Genomic DNA, 13,845 nt, shown 5'->3' with positions numbered 1-13,845 from the left:
TTCGAGCGCTATGATGCAGCCGTCGATGGGCTCTCATCACGAAGGAGTGTCGAGATGAAAACCAAACCCGTTTTGACGAGCGATGACGTGAAGAAGATGGCGACCGCCGCCGAGGCGTTCGCGGTTGCGAACCAGTGGTCCGTGACGGTTGCGATCGTCGACGACGGCGCGCATCTGCTGTATCTGCGCCGGATGGACGGCGCTGCGCCGAGCACCGTCGAGATGGCGATCAGCAAGGGCCGCACGGCCGCGCTCGGTCGTCGCGAGAGCAAGGTATACGAAGACATCGTGCTGCAGGGGCGCGTGTCGTTCCTGAGCGCGCCGCTCGTTGGCCTCGTGGAGGGTGGCGTGCCGATCATTGTCGAAGGCGAGACGGTCGGTGCAATCGGCGTGTCGGGCGTGAAATCCGAGCAGGACGCAACGGTCGCCCGCGCGGCGATCGCCGCGCTGATAGGCGCCGGCTGACCCCGACGGCGGCATTTCATTCGTCGACATCCGCTCAATCGTCGGCACGAGCCGGCGGCGGCCGTTCGCGCGTTTTCGCTTCGCAAGCCGTGCAAGCAAAAAAAGCGACGCGCCATCGGACGCGTCGCTTTCTCTTTCACGCAGTGAGAACCCCAAAAAAAGCGGCTTGGCTTGCTATAACGGCTGCTTGAATATGTTTGCACGAAGGGGTCTAGACTCGCGTGCAAGCCGTCATGGCTGGCTAATGCCCAACACCTCTCGTAGAGGTGGTCCCCACAATACTCGGTTCGTTACTTCGTCAGAATCAGCTTGCCCAGGCGGGTGGCCCGCAACTGGTAGGTTTCGCCGTTGTGCGCGATGCTCACGTGGCTTTGGCCTTGCAACAGCGCATCGCTGCTCACCACGCGCTGCCCGGCGTTCGTGGCTGCCGCGGGTTTCGCTGCGGACTTCACCGGTTCCGCCGGCGTCGTCACGGCCGCCTTGGGGCGGCTGCTGGATGCGGTGCCGCCCGGGCGGCGCAACGTAAGCGTATTGGAGCGCATAGGTTCGGTCATTCAGGCGATTGGTGAGTTGCGATTCGATGGAATGAATTCTAAATGATAACCATTCCCATTTACAACGTAAGTTTATTGATCGGAACCTGGATGTCGATAGGCATGGGCAAAGAGGGCGACGGATACGCCGTCGCCAGGCATGGTCAATGCAGCGGGTCCGGATCCTTGCGGCCCTGCGTGTACTCGCGAATCAGGCGGACGGTATCGATGTCGGACGTGCGGTAGGCTTCCTTCACGATCTCGTGCGTCTGGCGCGCGTCTTCGCTGTCGTTGCTGACGGGTAGCGTCGTCCGGTATTCGAAGCGCAGGAATAGTTGCTGATCGTCGCGCTCTTCGATTGTCATCGTCAGCGAGCCGCCGATCTCGCCGTCGGCCGCGTGGATGTCGTAGCGCACCTGCTCGTTCGGCGTGAACGTCACGCGGTCGCGGACCGTCGCTTTGCCGTAGTGCAGCTCGCGCTCGAGCGTCGTCTCCGTGCGTTCGTGGACGATGCAGCGGTCGAGGCCGATCACGAAAAGCTGCGGCTGCTCGGCGCGCAGCACGAGACCTTCCCATAGCTGCGCGCGAGTCAGCGTCGGCAGGGCCGGGTTGTCGGCGGCGTTAATCTGGATCAGATGTTCGAAGTTCAAAGCGGCGGATTCCTTCTGTAGTGCGGCCCTTGCCGGGCGCGAGAAGATATTGTGACGTAAATCCGCTGTAGTGGCGGACGTTGCCGCCCTCCGTCGTTTGGCCGACGCGCGCCGCCGGTGCCTAGGCGGGAATGCGGCCCATGCGGCCCGTCTGATAATCGACGACCGCCTCGCGGATTTCGTCCTCGGTGTTCATCACGAACGGGCCGTAGCGCACGATCGGCTCGTTGAGCGGCGCGCCGCCGATCAGCAGCAGTTCGAGCGGCGTGTCGCCCGCGGCAAAGACCACGGTGTCGCCGTCTTCCGCGTACACGACCATGTGGCGCGCGTCGACCGCCGTCCTGTCGGCGCCGTAGAATCCGCCGCCCTCGATCGGATACGCGAACACGCGAAAGCCAGCCGGCACGGGCTGCTCGACGAGCGCGCCGGGCGACAGCGTGAAATGCAGATAGAGCATCGGCGTGCGCGTCTCGATCGTCGCGCGCGCGCCGAATGCGTCGCCGGCGATCACGCGAACTTTCGCGCGGCCGTCGGCTGATTGGGCCGTGGGAATGCGCGCGGCCGGGATGTCCTGGTAGCGCGGCGCGATCATCTTGTCGCGGCGCGGCAGGTTCACCCAAAGCTGGAACGCGTGCGCGTGGCCGCCCCGGCGCGCGAATTCGGGGTCGGGCAGCTCGCTGTGGACGACGCCCGCGCCCGCCGTCATCCATTGCACGTCGCCGGGGCCGAGCGCGCCCGCGTGGCCCGCCGAATCGCGATGACGGAACCAGCCGTCGAGCACGTACGTGACCGTTTCGAAGCCGCGATGCGGGTGGTCGGGGGCGCCTTTCGCATCGCCCGGCGCGTAATCGACGGGCCCCATTTCGTCGAGCAGCAGGAACGGGTCGAAATCCGTCAGCAGGCGGGTCGGAAACGGGCGGTGAACCACGAAGCCGCCGCCTTCCGTGGTGCGAAGCGAGGGGTAGGTGCGCTGGATCGAGCGGGCGATAGTCATGGGAGGGCTCTAGGAATGGCTGGGAATAGCGATATTTTTGCAACGTAAGGCTATTATATTGAGCGAATTGCCGATTAAATCTGCTCGATTCGCAATGGATCGTTGTGGAATTGGAACGATGAAATGACTATCGACGCACATAACCTGAACGACTTGATGTACTTCTCTCAGGTGGTCGAGCACGGCGGCTTCTCGGCCGCGGAGCGCGTGCTCGGAATCTCGAAGTCGCGCCTGTCGCGGCGGCTCACCGAGCTCGAGGCGACGCTCGGCGTGCGCCTGTTGCAGCGTTCGACTCGCAAGCTCGCGTTGACCGAGGCGGGGCAGCTTTTCTATCAGCATTGCCAAGCAATGTTGTCCGAAGCGCAGGCCGCGATGAATGCAGTGCAGCAACTACGCTCGGCGCCGCGGGGCACGGTGCGTGTGAGCGTGCCCGTTACGTTGTCGCAGACGATGCTTTCGCGTCTGCTGCCGGAATTCCTGCGCCGCTATCCCGAAGTGCGCGTGCAGATTCGCGTGACGAATCGCGTGATCGATCTCTTCGAAGACTCGATCGACGTCGCGCTGCGCGTGCGATCCGAGCCGCCGCAGAACGCGAACATCGTCGTGCGGCCGCTGTGGCGCACCGAGCAGATGCTCGTCGGCGCGCCGAGCCTGCTGCAGCAGAACGCGCCGCCTCTCGTGCCCGACGATCTGTCGAGATTCGACACGCTCGATACGCCGTCGGGCGACGGCCGTCACGTATTCAACCTGATCGCGCCGGACGGCACGCGCCACGCGCATGAGCACGAGCCGCGCCTCGTGACGGCGGATCTGATGTCGATCCGCGAAGCGGTGCTCGACGGGGTCGGAATCGCGGCATTGCCGGAGTCGATGTACGGCAATGCGCTGCGAGCGGGGCAACTGTCGCCGGTGATGCCGGGCTGGACGCTGCCCGTGCCGCAGCTCTACGCGGTGTTCGTGTCGCGGCAGGGGATGCCGCCCGCCGTGCGTGCGTTCGTCGACTATCTCGTCGAGAAGCTCGACAGCGAAAACTACAAGGAGCCCAGCTGCCCGGAGCGCGGCGCGAAGGACGCGGACATGAAGATTTCGATCTGACGAAATCGGAAGCTCGCGTGTGCATCGGTTTTGGCATTTGACGCGCGTCACGCAATCGGTAGTTTCAATCGTCGGCTGCTTGAATGCGTGCGCGGCTAGACCTATATTGGAATCCCATTTCGTGAGGGAAGGTGCCAAGCGAAACAAGGTGGCCGCATATGTTGCGAGCCAGATAGGGCAGACCGCGCTAGTCCGTGCAGACCACGGCATGTCGCATCGCGTTGCTCGACGTGCAGCAGTCAGGCCGTCGGGTCCGCCGCCCGAAGGCGCCCGTGCGCGCATGAAAAAAGGCCTTCATCTGGCGATGAGGGCCTTTTACTTTGTGCCGCGTGCGTTTATCGCACGCGGCATGCAACACGGCGATTACTTCGCGTTCGACTTCGGCTCGGTCACGAAGCCGAGCTTCGTCAGGCCGCCTGCCTGCGCGGCCGACATCACTTCAGCGACCTTTTCGTACGCGACCTTGCGATCCGCGCGCAGATGCAGCTCCGGCTGCGGCGTCGTTTGCGCGGCTTGCGCGATTCGCGCCTGCAGATCGGTTGCGTTCACCGGATGGTCGTCCCACAGAACCGTGCCGTCGCCTTCGATCGCGACGTCGATCGTCTTCGGCTTCACTTCGACCGGCTGGCTGCTCGCGCGCGGAAGGTCGATCTTCACGGCGTGATGCATCGCCGGAATCGTGACGAGGAAGATGATCAGGAGTACGAGCATGACGTCGACGAGCGGCGTCATGTTGATCTCGTTCATCAGGCCGTCGTCGTCATCGTCGCCGAAGCTGGTGTTCATTGCCATCGCGAACCTCCGCTCAGTTCGCGCGCGCGGCGAGGCGCAGCCCGTCGCGCTGGGCCGACGACGCGAGGCGCGCGCCCGTCACGAAGTAGGCGTGCAGGCCATGCGCGAAGCGGCGCAGGCGGCTCACGATGCTCTTGTTCGCGCGCGTGAGCGCGTTGTAGCCAAGCACGGCGGGAATCGCGACGAACAGGCCGAACGCGGTCATGATCAGCGATTCGCCGACGGGGCCGGCGACCTGATCGATCGACGTCTGGCCCGTCGCGCCGATCACGAGCAGCGCGTGATAGATGCCCCACACGGTGCCGAACAGGCCGACGAACGGCGCGGTGCTGCCGATCGACGCGAGAATCGCGAGCCCGCTCTGCATTCGCGCGATGCCTTCGTCCATCGTGTCCTTCAGGCAGCGCGTGACCCAGTCGGACACGTCCATCCGGTCGTGCAGGTGCGGCTGTGTCTGATGGTGATGATCGGCGGCCTCCTGGCCGGACAGCGCGAGCGCGAGGAACGGGTTGTCCTGCGTCGACGACGATGCGCGGCCGAGCTTCTTCACGCCTTCCTCGAAATCGTCCGAATGCCAGAACGACTGCTCTGCATCTTTCGACAGACGCTTCAGGCGAATCACGTTCCAGCCTTTGATGACGATCACCATCCACGACAGGATCGACATCACGAGGAGCGCGATCGCGATGAACCGCGTAACGAAGTCACCTTGCGCCCACACGTGCGCGATTCCGTAGCTTTGCATTTCCTTTCCTTGTTGTTTCTTTCGGGTGTTGCCGAGATTAGTCGGTCAGAGTGAAGTCGTAGGGCTGCGTGTAGGCGGCGCGCATCGGCTGCCCGTTCTGCATGTATGGCTGGCACGGCGACGAGCGGATCGCGTCGAGCGCCGCGTCGTCGAGGCGCGCAAAGCCGCTGCTCTGGACGACTTGCGCGCTTTCGATCTTGCCCGTCAGGCCGACGACGAAGCGCACCTTCACGACGCCCGTCTCGCCGCGGCGCTTCGACAGCGTCGGATATGCAGCCTTCGCGATTTGGCAGGTCAGATGCGCGCCTTCCTTCGGCGCGACGATTTCCATCGTCGGGCGGCTCGTCGGCGCGCCGGCGGGCGGCGCTGCCTTCGCGCTCGTGTCGGCGGGAGCCGCGGGCGCGGGCGGTGCGGGTTCCGGCGCGGTGATCGCGTTCGGCGATGGCTCGTGCGACACGGGCAGCGGCGTCGGACTCGGTTTCGCGACCGGCCGGGGCGCGGGCGCCGGCTTCGGCTTGACCTTCGGGACGGGTTTCGGCGGCTCGGGCGTCGGCGCCGACTGGATGCCGACCGGCTGTGCGACGGGCGCGCTCAGCAACTGGGCGGTGATCGTCTTCGACTCGAGCGATCGATGCGGTGCGTCGTTGCGCATCAGCAGTGCGCCGGTCAGCAGGATCGCGTGTCCGGCGAGAACCGCCACGGCAGCGGTGACGACGCGGGGATTCATACGGGGAAAAACCGGCGCGGAGGCGGCCGGCAGGGAATTCGAAACCTGCATGTTAGCTTCGTAGCGCGGCGGCGCGCGTGACGTACGCCGCGAAGTGCGGCATCACTTGCGGAAGATCAGCAAAGAGATGCACACAGTAGTCACGAATCCGATCAGCAATTCCATTACGGGCTCCTTCGCAGGTAGGCCGTTGGCTCGCGCGGGCAGGCTTGCTGACGGGCTGGTAAAACGAGAGCGCGGCGCGCGCGGCGCCGCGTGCGATCCTGGCGCGCCGGTCAGGCCGCCTTGCGTTCGTAGAACGCGATGGGAACCGGCACGGCGGCGTGGTGCTCGACGCCGCAGCGGCTCGCACAAACGCCCTGTTCCGCCATGATGTCGCGCACGGTTTCCTCGCACTTGCCGCAGCACGTAGCGACCCCGAGTTCGAACTGGAGTTCGTCGAAAGTGTCCACGCCTTCCGCGAGGGATGCGCGAATCTTCCGATCGGAAACGGACTTGCACACGCAGACGATCATGATGGAGCGCGATAGCTAACGTTAATGCGAATTATTATCATTATATTTGTGGGGCTTGGCAAGCGCGGTCCCGGGTTTTTTGTAACAAAACCAGGCGCTTGGAAGGGTTTTCGGGCGACGGCGGGCGGCGCGGCTACGCCGGATGGGCGGCGGGCGCGGCCGTGCTCGGGGAGGAAATGGTGACGGATTCGGCCGGCACGTCGAGCCCGAGCAGTGTCGCGGCGAGAGACTGCAGTTGCCGGCCATCGCCCGTCGAGCAGAGGCGCGGCGGCGGTGCCGGCCGGGAGCCGGCCGGCGCGCGCAGATCGCGCTCGTCCAGTATCCGCGAAAGCTGGCGGGCGATCGCGTCGCTCGTGTCGATCAGATGCAGGCGGTTGGACGTTACGTCGCGGATCGCGGCGTCGAAGAACGGGTAGTGCGTGCAGCCGAGCACGAGCGTGTCGGCGCCCGCCGCAAGCATCGGCTCGAGGTAGCCCGCGAGCAGCGCGCGCAGCTCGGGCGAGCCGGTGTCGCCGCGCTCGACCGCCTCGACGAGGCCATGCCCCGCCTGGCAGATGAAGCGGCAGTCGGCGGCATGGCGCGCGATCAGCGCGCCGAAGCGCGCGCTGCGCAGCGTCGCCTGCGTCGCGAGCACGCCCGCAATGCGCGTCTTCGAATGCTGCGCCGCCGGCTTGATGCCGGGCTCGACGCCGACGAGCGGAATCGGCAGGCGCTCGCGCACGAGCGCGATCGATTGCGCGGTGGCGGTGTTGCACGCGACGACGAGCGCCTTCGCGCCTCGTGCGGCGAGCCATTCGCCGATCGCGAGCGTGCGCTCGACGATGAACGCGTCCTCGCGCGGGCCGTACGGCGCATGACGGGAATCCGCGACGTAGACGAGCGCCTCGTCGGGCAGCCGCTCGCGCACCGCGCGCAGCACCGACAGGCCGCCGAGCCCCGAATCGAAGATGCCGATCGGCGCATGGGCGGGCGATGCGCGGAAATCGGATGCGGGCGGCGGCGTCATGTCGGCGAGCGAGCGTGGATCGAATAGAAATCGAACGGGAGGAATTACTCCGGCGAGCCCATCATCGACTGCTGATAGTTCTGAATGCCGACCTTGCCGATCAGGTCGATTTGCGTTTCGAGCCAGTCGATGTGCTCTTCGGTATCGTCGAGGATCTTCTCGAAGATTTCGCGCGACACGTAATCACGCACCGATTCGCAATATGCGATCGCTTCCTTGCACGTCGACTGCGATATCTGCTCGAGCTTCAGATCGCATTTCAGGATTTCCTCGGTTTCCTCGCCGATCAGCAGCTTGTGCAGATCCTGCAGGTTCGGCAGGCCGTCGAGCATGAACACGCGCTCGATCAGCCAATCCGCGTGCTTCATTTCGCCGATCGATTCGTCGTATTCGTGCTTGCCGAGTTTTTCGAGACCCCAATGCTTGTACATCCGCGCATGCAGGAAATATTGATTGATCGCGGTCAGTTCGTTCTTCAACTGGGCGTTCAGATATTCGATGACTTTCTTATCGCCTTGCATGTTCGTTCCTTGTGACGTGTGGGGGCTTGAATTTCTGAACGATAAACGCTCGTTCCTGAAAAGCCAAGGGCGAATTCGTTCGAAATCCGAAAGGTGAACGAATTCGCCGCATCGAAAAGGCCGGATTGAAATCCGGCCTGAAAATCATTCTTATTTACGCGTTCGCGACAGGAATCTTGCCGATTTTCGCCTGCCATTCCTTCGGCCCCGTTTGGTGGACCGACGTGCCTTGCGAATCGACGGCGACCGTCACCGGCATGTCCTGCACGTCGAACTCGTAGATCGCTTCCATGCCGAGATCCTCGAATGCGAGCACCTTCGCGCCGCGGATCGCCTTCGACACGAGATACGCCGCGCCGCCGACCGCCATCAGGTAAGCCGCCTTGTGCTTCTTGATCGCGTCGATCGCCACCGGGCCGCGCTCGGCCTTGCCGACCATCGAGATGAGGCCCGTCTGCGCGAGCATCGTCTCGGTGAACTTGTCCATGCGCGTGGCCGTCGTCGGGCCGGCCGGGCCGACCACTTCGTCGCGCACCGGATCGACCGGGCCGACGTAGTAGATCACGCGGTTCGTGAAATCGACGGGCAGCTTCTCGCCCGCGGCCAGCATGTCGGCGATGCGCTTGTGCGCGGCGTCGCGGCCCGTGAGCATCTTGCCCGACAGCAGCAGCGTCTGGCCCGGCGCCCAGCTGGCGACTTCTTCCGGCGTCAGCGCGTTCAGATCGACGCGCTTGCTGGTTTCGGTGTTCGGTTCCCACTGGACCTTCGGCCACGCGTCGAGCGACGGCGCTTCAAGCTTGGCCGGGCCCGAGCCGTCGAGCACGAAGTGCGCGTGGCGCGTGGCCGCGCAGTTCGGGATCAGCGCGACCGGCTTCGACGCCGCGTGCGTCGGCGCGGCCATGATCTTCACGTCGAGCACGGTCGCCAGACCGCCGAGACCCTGCGCGCCGATGCCGAGCGCGTTGACCTTCTCGTGCAGCTCGACGCGCAGTTCCTCGACCCAGTCCTTCGGCCCGCGCGCGATGATCTCCTGGATGTCGATCGGCTCCATCAGCGATTCCTTCGCCATCAGCATCGCTTTCTCGGCGGTGCCGCCGATGCCGATCCCGAGCATGCCGGGCGGGCACCAGCCCGCGCCCATCGTCGGCACGGTCTTCAGCACCCAGTCGACGATCGAGTCGGACGGGTTCAGCATCACGAACTTCGACTTGTTTTCCGAGCCGCCGCCCTTCGCCGCGACCTGCACGTCGACCTTGTCGCCCGGCACGATCTCGTAGTGGATCACGGCCGGCGTGTTGTCCTTCGTGTTCTTGCGCGCGCCTTCGGGCGGATTCACGATCGATGCGCGCAGCACGTTGTCCGGATGCGTGTAGCCGCGGCGCACGCCCTCGTTGATCATGTCGGTGACGCTCATCGTCGCGCCGCCGTTTTCACTTGCCCAGCGCACGTCCATGCCGACCTTCACGAAGATCGTGACGATACCCGTGTCCTGGCAGATCGGGCGGCGGCCTTCCGCGCACATGCGGCTGTTCGTCAGGATCTGCGCGATCGCGTCTTTCGCGGCCGGGCTTTCCTCGAGCTCGTATGCGCGGCCGAGCGCCTCGATGTAGTCGAGCGGGTGGTAGTAGCTGATGTACTGCAGCGAATCCGCGATGCTCTGGATCAGGTCTTCCTGTTTGATGACGGTCATGGCTGAGACTCTGTGAGGACTGTGGGTATGGGAATCGACTCAGGCCGACTGTTGCGCCGGCTCGCGCGGCGCCGACGGCTGCGCCGGCGCTTCGTGGTAATGCTCGGGGTGCGTGTGCGTCGTCAGGCGGTCGACCCATGCCATCACGAGCGCCGACACGAGGAACGCGACGTGGATCAGCACCTGCCACATGATCGCGTGCACCGTGTGCTGGTCCGGATTGATGAACGTCTTCAGCAGGTGGATCGACGAGATGCTGATGAGCGCCATAGACAGCTTCACTTTCAGCACGCCCGCGTTCACGTGGTCGAGCCATTCCGGCTCGTCGGGGTGGCCCTCGACGCCGAGGCGCGACACGAACGTTTCATATCCGCCGACGATCACCATGATGAGCAGGTTCGAGATCATCACCACGTCGATCAGGCCGAGCACGGCGAGCATGATGTTTGTCTCGTCGAGGCCGGCCGCGTGCGACAGCAGGTGCCAGACTTCCTTCAGGAACAGGAACACGTAGATCGCCTGCGCGACGATCAGGCCCAGATAAAGGGGCACTTGCAGCCAGCGGCTCATGAAGATGACGGCGGGCAGCGGGCGCATCTTGCGGCGGGCCGGGCGGGCGGGGCGCGGATCGGTTGGGGCGGCGGACATGGTCGGGCGAAGCGGGGACGCGGGGATATGGAACGTTTTTGAAAAAAAGCGCGTTATTGTAACGCGTCGGCCAGACCGCTTGCAGCGGCGCAGCATCGCGGCCAGGCGCGCTCGACGCGCCCGCCGGCGGCGCGCCGAGCGCGTGCGCGGTGCGAATGTCGTGCGGTGCGGTGTGTGCGCGGTGCGCTTGCAGCGGTAAGGGTGCTTCGTCGCACGGACGGCGCGCCGCCCGCGCGGCGCTCGCTCAGGGCGAGACGGGCGGCGAGCGCCGCACGCGCAGGCTCGCGAGCACGATCCCCGTCACCACGCACGCGAGCGCGAAGCCGTGCGCGAGCGTCGGGCGTTCGCCGAGGAACAGGATGCCGTAAATCGCGGCCGAGATCGGCAGCACCGCGCTGAACACGCCGGCGAGGCTGCCCGGCACGTGGCGGATGCCCTTCATCCACAGCCAGAACGAGAAGATGCTCGCCGACAGGCCGTACCAGACGACGAGCGCCCAGATGCCCGCCGGCACGCTCGCGTAGTCGAAATGCCAGAGCGCGCCCGCGCCGAGCGGCAGCATCAGCAGCAGGCCGAACAGGTGCGTGTACGCGCAGATGTCGATCGGCGCGAGCGTTTGCGTGAGGCGCCGCGACAGGATCACGTAGATCGACTCGCAGCAGACCGCGCCGAGCATCAGCAGATTGCCCGAGAGCGAGCTCGCGTGGCCGCCGCCTTCGCTCGCGCCGCTGTTCGCGAGATTGATCGTCACGACGCCGACGATCGCGAGCGCGATCGACACGAGCGCACGCCCGTTCGGTTTCTCGCGCAGGAAGAGCCACGCGAACAGCGCGACGACGGCCGGAATCGTGCTCGTGATGACGCCCGCCGCGACGGCGCTCGTGCGCTGCACGCCGTTGAGCATCAGCAGCGTGAACATGAACGTGCCGAAGAACGCCTGCAGGAACAGGTTCAGCCACTCGCCGCGCTTGACGGTGCGCATCTTGACCGGGCTGAAGAGCGGCCAGAGCACCGCGTTCGCGATGACGAAGCGCAGCGTGGCGAGAATGGCGACGGGAACGAAGGCGACGATCGATTTGCCGATGCCGACGTTGCTGCCGACGAGCAACATCGACACGATGAGAAAGAGGGCGTAGCGATTCAAGCTGGAATCCGGGCGACGAGTTAGTTAGCATTGTAGGGTCGCGTGAAAGCTAGCGTAAAGCAGCATCGGCGCGCTCGTCGCGTAAGTGACGGGTAAGTTCCGGCGCTTATCGTGAAACGTCTGCATCGCTTCGCCGCGGCCGGTTGGCGTGGTGCGATGCAGCATCGCGCGCCGCGTGAGCCGCATGCGGCGCGCAGGGTGGGAGACAGGCGCATTGCGCGCCGAATTTGACACGGCGCGCCCGATCGCGCCGGCATGTAGTGTGTAGTGGATTCCATGTTCACCAAGGGGTAGTCGATGTCTGCGATTGAATCGGTTCTGCACGAACGCCGCCAGTTCGCGCCGCCCGCCGCAGTGGAGAAGGCGGCGGCCATTTCCAGCATGGCGGCTTATCGGGCGCTCGTCGAAGAGGCTGAGCGCGATTACGAAGGATTCTGGGCGCGCCTCGCGCGCGAGACGCTCGAATGGCGCAAGCCGTTCGGCAAGGTGCTCGACGAGACGAACGCGCCGTTCTACAAGTGGTTCGAGGACGGCGAGCTGAACGCGTCGTACAACTGTCTCGACCGCCACGTCGCCGCCGGCCTCGGCGAGCGCGTCGCGGTGATCTTCGAGGCCGACGACGGCACCGTCACGCGCGTCACCTACGCCGATCTGCTCGCGCGCGTCTCGCGCTTCGCGAACGCGCTGAAGAGGCGCGGCGTCGGCCGCGGCGACCGCGTCGTCATCTACATCCCGATGTCGGTCGAGGGCATCGTCGCGATGCAGGCGTGCGCGCGGATCGGCGCGACGCACTCGGTCGTGTTCGGCGGCTTTTCGTCGAAATCGCTGCACGAGCGCATCGTCGACGTCGGCGCGACCGCGCTCGTCACCGCCGACGAGCAGATGCGCGGCGGCAAGACGCTGCCGCTCAAGAGCATCGCCGACGAGGCGCTCGCGATGGGCGGCTGCGACGCGGTGAAGACCGTCGTCGTCTATCGCCGCACGGGCGGCCGGGTCGACTGGCACGAAGGCCGCGACGTCTGGATGCACGAAATCGTCGCGAACGAGGCCGACCAGTGCGAGCCCGAGTGGGTCGGCGCCGAGCATCCGCTCTTCATCCTGTATACGTCCGGCTCGACCGGCAAGCCGAAGGGCGTGCAGCACAGCACGGGCGGCTACCTGCTGTGGGCCGCGCAGACGATGAAATGGACGTTCGACTGGAAGCCGACCGACGTGTTCTGGTGCACGGCCGACATCGGTTGGGTCACGGGCCACTCGTACATCACGTACGGCCCGCTCGCCGTGGGCGCGACGCAAGTCGTGTTCGAGGGCGTGCCGACGTATCCGAACGCCGGCCGCTTCTGGAAGATGATCGGCGACCACAAGGTGTCCGTGTTCTACACCGCGCCGACCGCGATCCGCTCGCTGATCAAGGCCGCCGAAGCCGACGTCCACGTGCATCCGAAGAGCTACGATCTGTCGAGCCTGCGCATCATCGGCACGGTCGGCGAGCCGATCAATCCGGAAGCGTGGATCTGGTATCACAAGCACGTCGGCCAGGAACGCTGCCCGATCGTCGATACGTGGTGGCAGACCGAAACGGGCGGCCACATGATCACGCCGCTCCCCGGCGCGACGCCGACCGTGCCGGGCTCGTGCACGCTGCCGCTGCCGGGCATCATGGCCGCCGTCGTCGACGAAACGGGGCAGGACGTGCCGAACGGGCAGGGCGGCATTCTCGTCGTCAAGCGCCCGTGGCCGGCGCTGGCGCGCACGATCTGGGGCGACCCGGACCGCTTCAAGAAGAGCTACTACCCCGCCGAGCTCGGCGGCAGCCTGTATCTGGCGGGCGACGGCACCGTGCGTGACAAGGAAACCGGCTACTTCACGATCATGGGCCGCATCGACGACGTGCTGAACGTGTCCGGACACCGGCTCGGCACGATGGAGATCGAGTCGGCGCTCGTGTCGCACGAGCTCGTCGCGGAAGCGGCGGTCGTCGGCCGGCCGGACGACACGACGGGCGAGGCGGTCGTCGCGTTCGTCGTGCTCAAGCGCTCGCGTCCGGAAGGCGAAGAGGCGGCCACGCTCGCGAAGGCGCTGCGCGACTGGGTCGGCAAGGAGATCGGGCCGATCGCGAAGCCGAAGGACATCCGCTTCGGCGACAACCTGCCGAAGACGCGCTCGGGCAAGATCATGCGGCGCCTGCTGCGCTCGCTCGCGAAGGGCGAGGCGATCACGCAGGACACGTCGACGCTCGAGAACCCCGCGATCCTCGAACAGCTCGCCGAAGTGCGCTAAACGCGTGCGACGCGCGGCGCGCGATTGAGTGCGCGCCGCG

Annotated in this window: 16 protein-coding genes; 4 read left to right on the top strand and 12 right to left on the bottom strand. The window is 65.5% G+C overall.

Going from position 1 to position 13,845, the window contains the following annotated elements:
- Window positions 1-54: 54 nt before the first annotated feature.
- Entirely contained in the window at window positions 55-465 is a 411-nt protein-coding gene (locus WS78_RS27990) for a GlcG/HbpS family heme-binding protein (RefSeq protein ID WP_059574453.1), read from the top strand.
- 290 nt (window positions 466-755) lie between these two features.
- Here the strand turns inward: WS78_RS27990 and hemP are convergent, their stop codons facing one another.
- Entirely contained in the window at window positions 756-938 is a 183-nt protein-coding gene (gene hemP / locus WS78_RS27985) for a hemin uptake protein HemP (RefSeq protein WP_394335885.1), read from the bottom strand.
- Here hemP and WS78_RS38405 point away from each other — a divergent pair.
- Complete coding sequence (locus WS78_RS38405; protein WP_394335884.1) at window positions 886-1,065, top strand: hypothetical protein; 180 nt, start codon at window positions 886-888, stop codon at window positions 1,063-1,065. The genes hemP and WS78_RS38405 overlap by 53 nt on opposite strands.
- A gap of 97 nt (window positions 1,066-1,162) precedes the next feature.
- On the opposite strand, the gene WS78_RS27980 is transcribed toward WS78_RS38405, so the two are convergent.
- Together WS78_RS27980 and WS78_RS27975 are read right to left on the bottom strand one after the other, a co-directional pair.
- Window positions 1,163-1,648, bottom strand: coding sequence for an SRPBCC family protein (locus WS78_RS27980; RefSeq protein WP_038748161.1), 486 nt, complete (start codon window positions 1,646-1,648; stop codon window positions 1,163-1,165).
- A gap of 121 nt (window positions 1,649-1,769) precedes the next feature.
- Window positions 1,770-2,642, bottom strand: a complete 873-nt coding sequence (locus WS78_RS27975; RefSeq protein WP_038748163.1) for a pirin family protein — start codon at window positions 2,640-2,642, stop codon at window positions 1,770-1,772.
- A 123-nt stretch (window positions 2,643-2,765) separates the two neighbouring features.
- On the opposite strand from WS78_RS27975, the gene WS78_RS27970 reads away from it, so the two are divergent.
- On the top strand, window positions 2,766-3,737 hold the full coding sequence (locus WS78_RS27970) for a LysR family transcriptional regulator (protein ID WP_038748165.1): 972 nt from the start codon (window positions 2,766-2,768) through the stop codon (window positions 3,735-3,737).
- A gap of 363 nt (window positions 3,738-4,100) precedes the next feature.
- Here WS78_RS27970 and WS78_RS27960 read toward each other — a convergent pair whose 3' ends face one another.
- The 9 genes from WS78_RS27960 to WS78_RS27920 all read right to left on the bottom strand — a co-directional run bounded on the left by WS78_RS27960 (window position 4,101) and on the right by WS78_RS27920 (window position 11,525).
- On the bottom strand, window positions 4,101-4,529 hold the full coding sequence (locus WS78_RS27960; RefSeq protein ID WP_059574454.1) for an ExbD/TolR family protein: 429 nt from the start codon (window positions 4,527-4,529) through the stop codon (window positions 4,101-4,103).
- A gap of 13 nt (window positions 4,530-4,542) precedes the next feature.
- Window positions 4,543-5,274, bottom strand: a complete 732-nt coding sequence (locus WS78_RS27955) for a MotA/TolQ/ExbB proton channel family protein (protein WP_038748168.1) — start codon at window positions 5,272-5,274, stop codon at window positions 4,543-4,545.
- Window positions 5,275-5,311: 37 nt separating this feature from the next.
- Window positions 5,312-6,052 (bottom strand): energy transducer TonB, encoded by a 741-nt coding sequence (locus tag WS78_RS27950; protein WP_038748170.1) that lies wholly within the window; start codon window positions 6,050-6,052, stop codon window positions 5,312-5,314.
- Between the two features lie 224 nt (window positions 6,053-6,276).
- Window positions 6,277-6,516: a (2Fe-2S)-binding protein gene (locus WS78_RS27945; protein ID WP_038748172.1), complete on the bottom strand. Its 240-nt coding sequence runs from the start codon at window positions 6,514-6,516 to the stop codon at window positions 6,277-6,279.
- Between the two features lie 133 nt (window positions 6,517-6,649).
- Window positions 6,650-7,522, bottom strand: a complete 873-nt coding sequence (gene murI, locus WS78_RS27940) for a glutamate racemase (protein ID WP_038748174.1) — start codon at window positions 7,520-7,522, stop codon at window positions 6,650-6,652.
- A gap of 44 nt (window positions 7,523-7,566) precedes the next feature.
- Window positions 7,567-8,043 carry a bacterioferritin gene (gene bfr, locus WS78_RS27935; protein ID WP_038748176.1) on the bottom strand — a complete coding sequence of 159 codons (477 nt, stop codon included), beginning with the start codon at window positions 8,041-8,043 and terminating at the stop codon, window positions 7,567-7,569.
- A 154-nt stretch (window positions 8,044-8,197) separates the two neighbouring features.
- Window positions 8,198-9,733 (bottom strand): fumarate hydratase, encoded by a 1,536-nt coding sequence (locus WS78_RS27930; protein ID WP_038748178.1) that lies wholly within the window; start codon window positions 9,731-9,733, stop codon window positions 8,198-8,200.
- A gap of 39 nt (window positions 9,734-9,772) precedes the next feature.
- Entirely contained in the window at window positions 9,773-10,381 is a 609-nt protein-coding gene (locus WS78_RS27925) for a TIGR00645 family protein (RefSeq protein WP_038748180.1), read from the bottom strand.
- Window positions 10,382-10,625: 244 nt separating this feature from the next.
- Window positions 10,626-11,525 carry a DMT family transporter gene (locus WS78_RS27920; RefSeq protein WP_038748182.1) on the bottom strand — a complete coding sequence of 300 codons (900 nt, stop codon included), beginning with the start codon at window positions 11,523-11,525 and terminating at the stop codon, window positions 10,626-10,628.
- A gap of 297 nt (window positions 11,526-11,822) precedes the next feature.
- On the opposite strand from WS78_RS27920, the gene acs reads away from it, so the two are divergent.
- Window positions 11,823-13,805, top strand: a complete 1,983-nt coding sequence (gene acs, locus WS78_RS27915) for an acetate--CoA ligase (RefSeq protein ID WP_038748184.1) — start codon at window positions 11,823-11,825, stop codon at window positions 13,803-13,805.
- The last annotated feature ends 40 nt before the right edge of the window (window positions 13,806-13,845 follow it).

Source organism: Burkholderia savannae (genome assembly GCF_001524445.2).
In the GTDB taxonomy this organism is placed as follows: domain Bacteria; phylum Pseudomonadota; class Gammaproteobacteria; order Burkholderiales; family Burkholderiaceae; genus Burkholderia; species Burkholderia savannae.
This window is presented reverse-complemented; position numbering and strand designations above follow the sequence as displayed.